This window comes from Microcystis sp. LSC13-02 (genome assembly GCA_002282935.1).
GTDB lineage: Bacteria > Cyanobacteriota > Cyanobacteriia > Cyanobacteriales > Microcystaceae > Microcystis.
On sequence record MTBT01000277.1, the window covers coordinates 1 to 5,633 of the forward strand.

A 5,633-nucleotide genomic window follows, 5' to 3' on the forward strand; every position below is an offset into this window, starting at 1 on the left:
GGACCAGAAAAAACTGACGGAAGCTGAGGAAATGTACCGTAGGGCGCTCGCTCTTGATGATAAGTATGTCCATGCCTACAACGGTCTCGGTAACGTGCTGTCGGACCAGAAAAAACTGACGGAAGCCGAGGAAATGTACCGTAGGGCGCTCGCTCTTGATGATAAGTATGTCCATGCCTACAACGGTCTCGGTGCCGTGCTGAGGGCCCAGAAAAAACTGACGGAAGCGGAGGAAATGTACCGTAGGGCGCTCGCTCTTGATGATAAGTTTGTCTATGCCTACAACAATCTCGGTCTCGTGCTAAGGGACCAGAAAAAACTGACAGAAGCCGAGGAAATGTACCGTCGGGCCTTAGATTTACCGGATGATACTACTGGGACTCCTACTACCGCTCACACCCTTGCCCATAATAATTTGGGTCTGCTCCTACAGGAACAGGGCAAGCTAGAGGCAGCGATCGCTGAGTTCGAGAAGGCGACAAAAATCGATCCGAAGTTTGAATTTGCCAGCAATAACCTGCAAGAGGCCCGGCGCTTGTTATCCTTGCAGCAACAACCGGAGCAGATCATCGCTTTGAATAATACTAAATATCTACCCCAAGAGGATCCCCTCACCCCGATCAAGCGATCGATCGTTAAAATCAGTGTGGTCTTTACCGGTAACGCCAAGGGGACTGCCTACGGTACGGGTTATGTGGTCAAACGCCGGGGAACAACGGTGTGGATTATCACTAATCGTCATGTGGTGGTTGATCGCGACACGGAACAGAGGGGCGATAATCTGGAAGTGGAACCCTATTACGGCGAAAATCTACCCAACCTCCCGCGCGATCGTGCAGTGGCTAAAATAATTCACATCACCCAACCCGAAGAAAACTTGGATTTAGCTTTGCTGGAAGTCACGGGTTTACCAGACGATATCAGTCCTTTAACCTTTCATCAAGGCGAAATTGCCGCAAAAACACGGATTTCTATCATCGGACATCCTGAATCAAAAGATTGGTCGAGCTACGAGGCGATTACCATCGGCATTCAGTCTAGTAGCGGCAATTTATTAATCGATGTGAGTCTGGCAGTTGGCGCTTCTGGTAGTCCAGTATTCGATCGGGAAATGCGGGTGATCGGATTGATGTTTAGGACGATTAGCGAGTCCCAAATCGATTCTTCCGGTTTCGGTTTGGCTTACCCAATCGATCGAGTTCTCCAAAAATTAGCTCAATGGCAGGTAATTGTACCATGAAAAAATCATTTATTGTCCTCAACTTAACAATTCTTAGTCTTATTTTAGTCTCGCTCTTCCCTCCTATTCAAGCTCAAAACTGTGGGACAGGAAATACCAGATCTAGCAATTATATCCAGAGAGATAATTATAAGCGCTGTGAGGGAATAGCTCCGATCGATATTGCCGGCAGTTTTAGTCTTATTTCCCTTTCTATCGGCCGGATTCGGGAGATGACTGACTCCCTAAAGTTGGAAGTGCCTAGTCGTAATAACCGAGCGCCGAAAGTGATAGTGCGTTCTGTGCCAAAAAATTATCAACTCGATCCCCTCACCTTGCGTCCCCAAGGTTCTCGCTATCAATTTAAATGGTCTAACTATGTTATTGATCGCGAAGATATCGCCCTTGAAAGTCTGCGGGCCACGGCCTCTATCAGTGACGGTAAATTGATCTATTTGCCAGTTATTTTTAATCAGGCAACAACCTACGATATCGTCCTCTTTTCTAATGTGCGTAGCCAGATCAAAGAATTACAAATCCTCCAGAACAACGAGGTTATCTATGAGACTTCTCGCCCTAACTGGCAACCAAAAGGAGAAATTTTCTTTACTTGGGATGGTCGTACTTCTGATGGTAAACTGGCTAAGGCGGGATTGTACGAATTGCGAGTCAAAGCTTTATTAGAACAAGATGATGCTCCTCCCAGAAATGCCCCGATTAATATAACTTTTGAACATAATCCCCAGTGGCTAAAATGAGGTCCAAGCATAATTTTAAAAGTTTCTGGCGATTTATCAGGAAAAATCTCAAGTTTTGCACAGTTTTTATAGTTACTCTAGCACTGGTTTTCCTGTCGATTTTTTGGGGAATTATCCCAGTTAAACAAAACTTTGAAGGCAATTTATTGGTAAAAAGCTTTAGTTTTACCTGTCAAGAAAACGAAAGTTTATTGCTCAAAGATGTCGATAATCTTTCCCAGATAGACCTATCGGGACTGAAAAAATTTACCCTCGCTGGCACCTTTAGCAGTCTTGCCGATCCCGAACTCGATAAACGAGAGCGACTAGAAATTGAATCAATCCGAGAAAATAGCACTTTAACAATTACTCCGACGGCGGATTTTATCCTGCAAGAACTCCGTTTACAAAAGGAAACTAGAGTAAAAAATCTCAAATACGCTCCTTTTAATAATCTTTTGGCTTTTAGTTTGCAGCCAAATTCTCAACCAGTAAATTTATCATTTAATCCTAGCGGCAACCCGATTAAAATAACTCTTTCTGGTTATAAAATTGCTAATTTACCCCTAAAAAAAGAGGATATTCCCCTCGAATTTAATCTCAGTACCACCGAATTTCAATTAGAAATACAACAAGCGATCGATGTTAATTTACAACTTGCTCAAGATCAAGAACAGCCTATTTTTTGGCGCAATATTAAAGTTAATAATGTTAGATTTGAGAGACCGATTATCACCGGTAATAATGTGAGAGATGACTTAGTGGAATCGACAATTATTTCCGGTAATATCCGGATGGCTCAACAGGATCTTAAGCTAGAAGAAAACCAATTCCTGATCGTCGAGAAACCGGGAGTAGAGATATTAAATCAGATAAAAATTATCCCAAAGGATACCAACCAAAACCTCAAACTAAAAACCACGGGGGAAAACTTGCAGATTACCGAAGCATCACAAGGTTTAGAAGTAAGCGTTTCCGGCAATACCAACAGCATCCAAGTGGGGTTAAATCCGCGACTACCGATCGCCCAAATTCAAGGCAGTTTTTTATCGCGTTATCTTGGTAGCGAGGCGATCGTGGCGATAATTTCCTTTTCTGGCGGTTTGATTGTTTCCTTGCTTTCGTGGTTATTTGATAATTTTGCCGCTTCTCCCTAAAAACTACCGTCCCGCTCGCTAAACTGCCAAATTGATAAGATCCTTTGACCTTTCGCCGCCTTATTGAGCAGAACTAGGATAAACACTTTCTTAAGAATTAACCTATGTCACAATAGATGAAGATAAACCAAATAGTGTGAAGTTGTAAACTAGGTATTACTGAATGGAACCGCTTTATCAGTACGCGTGGCTAGTTCCCGTCCTGCCTTTGGTAGGCGCTACCCTAGTCGGCGCGGGCTTAATTTCCTTTAATGAAGCCACCAATCGTCTGCGACAGGTAAATGCTGTATTGATCATTTCTACCCTCGGCGCGTCGATGGTGCTGTCCTTTGCGCTGCTGTGGAGTCAAATCAATGGACACGCTCCCTACAACCAAATGATCGATTGGGCATCGGCGGGTAACTTTCACCTGAAAATGGGTTATACGATCGATCACCTCAGTGCTTTAATGTCGGTTATCGTCACCACTGTAGCCTTTTTGGTGATGATTTATACCGATGGTTACATGGCCCACGACCCCGGTTATGTGCGTTTTTACGCCTATCTGAGCATTTTTAGCAGTTCTATGCTCGGTTTGGTCATCAGTCCCAATCTCGTCCAGATCTACGTTTTCTGGGAATTGGTGGGGATGTGTTCCTATCTGCTAGTAGGTTTCTGGTTCACTCGTCCGGCGGCCGCCGATGCCTGTCAAAAAGCCTTTGTTACCAACCGCGTCGGCGATTTTGGCTTATTACTGGGAATGCTGGGTCTTTTCTGGGCCACCGGCAGCTTCGAGTTTGATATCATGGGTGAACGTCTAGAGGAATTAGTCTCTTCTGGAGCCATTGCCGGCAGTTTAGCGGCATTATTCGCCGTTTTAGTCTTCCTTGGACCCGTGGCCAAATCAGCCCAGTTTCCCCTTCATGTCTGGCTACCGGATGCCATGGAAGGTCCGACCCCGATTTCGGCCCTGATTCACGCCGCCACCATGGTAGCTGCCGGAGTTTTCCTGATTGCCCGGATGTATCCCGTTTTTGAGCCAATTCCCACGGCGATGACGGTAATTGCTTGGACGGGGGCCTTTACTGCTTTTCTAGGGGCAAGTATCGCCCTCACCCAGAATGATATCAAAAAGGGTTTAGCCTATTCCACCATCTCCCAATTGGGTTACATGGTTATGGCTATGGGTATCGGTGCTTATAGTGCGGGGTTATTCCACCTGATGACCCACGCTTATTTTAAAGCGATGTTGTTCCTCGGTTCCGGTTCCGTCATCCACGGTATGGAGGATGTGGTCGGTCATGAGCCGGTTTTAGCGCAAGATATGCGGATGATGGGCGGTTTACGCAAGTATATGCCCATTACTGCCCTAACTTTCCTGGTGGGAACTCTAGCCATCTGCGGGATTCCTCCTTTCGCCGGTTTCTGGTCGAAGGATGAAATTCTCGGTTTAGCTTTTGAGGCGAACCCAGCTTTATGGTTAATCGGTTGGGGTACTGCGGGTTTAACGGCTTTCTATATGTTCCGGATGTACTTTAACACCTTTGAAGGGGAGTTTAGAGGTACTAATAAGGAGATTAAACGCCGACTGTTAGCCAATGCGGGTGCGATTCCGGCTTTTGGACCGGGGGCAATGAATGTTAAGCAATTAGACTCGGAAGCGCAGGAAGAAGACAACCACGGCCATCATGCCCAGGAACCCCACGAATCGCCAATTACTATGACTTTACCTCTAATGATTTTAGCGGTTCCCTCTTTGTTAATCGGTTTGGTGGGTAAACCTTGGCAGAATTTCTTCGAGGGTTTTATTCATGTTCCTAACGAAGTGGTGGAAGAAGTTCATGCTTTTGATTGGACAGAGTTTTTAATCATGGCGGGTAATTCCGTAGGGATTGCTTTAATCGGGATTACTGTCGCTTCTTTGATGTATCTCCAGAAGAAAATTGACCCCGCAACTATTGCCGAAAAATTCCCCGCTTTGTATCGTTTTTCCCTGAACAAATGGTACATTGACAATCTGTATGATCGAGTTTTCGTCCAGGGTTGTCGTCGTCTCGCGCGGCAAATTATGGAAGTGGATTATCGCGTTATTGATGGGGCAGTGAATTTAACCGGTTTAGCTACTCTTGTCAGTGGTGAAGGTCTCAAATACCTTGAAAATGGTCGCGCCCAATTCTATGCTTTAATTGTCTTTGCCGCAGTTTTGGGTTTAGTAATTGTCTATAGTCTGGTGTAAATTTTTAATCCCTTGACTAAAGATTTTTAGGGGCGCAAAGCCCCTTTTTTCAGCAGTTTTTTTGGTTTATAGCAGGCAGTAATACTAAATTATTAATAGATCGGTTCTGGGAGAGGGGTTGGGGGTGAGGGCAATTAACCATTTCTGCCATTACTTTAGAAAAATGGTATTGTAAAGTTTCAATACAAATATAGTCAGATATAGCCAGCCATGATAATATGTGAACACGAAACTATCAGACTAGGCAAAAAAAACAGGAATAAGTTATCGAACGGCTTGGAGGTGGTGGAAACAAGGGAATTTAA

4 protein-coding genes are annotated in these 5,633 nt (G+C 44.7%); all 4 read left to right on the forward strand.

Going from position 1 to position 5,633, the window contains the following annotated elements; translation table 11 throughout:
- On the forward strand, window positions 1-1,240 hold a 1,240-nt coding region (locus BGL89_RS17385), incomplete at its 5' end, for a tetratricopeptide repeat protein (protein ID WP_286826791.1).
- Entirely contained in the window at window positions 1,237-1,977 is a 741-nt protein-coding gene (locus BGL89_RS17390) for a FlgD immunoglobulin-like domain containing protein (protein WP_286826792.1), read from the forward strand. The genes BGL89_RS17385 and BGL89_RS17390, both read left to right, overlap by 4 nt.
- Entirely contained in the window at window positions 1,974-3,113 is a 1,140-nt protein-coding gene (locus tag BGL89_RS17395; RefSeq protein WP_286826795.1) for a hypothetical protein, read from the forward strand. Before BGL89_RS17390 ends, BGL89_RS17395 begins: the two co-directional genes overlap by 4 nt.
- 163 nt (window positions 3,114-3,276) lie before the next feature.
- On the forward strand, window positions 3,277-5,328 hold the full coding sequence (locus BGL89_RS17400; RefSeq protein ID WP_286826794.1) for an NAD(P)H-quinone oxidoreductase subunit 5: 2,052 nt from the start codon (window positions 3,277-3,279) through the stop codon (window positions 5,326-5,328).
- The last annotated feature ends 305 nt before the right edge of the window (window positions 5,329-5,633 follow it).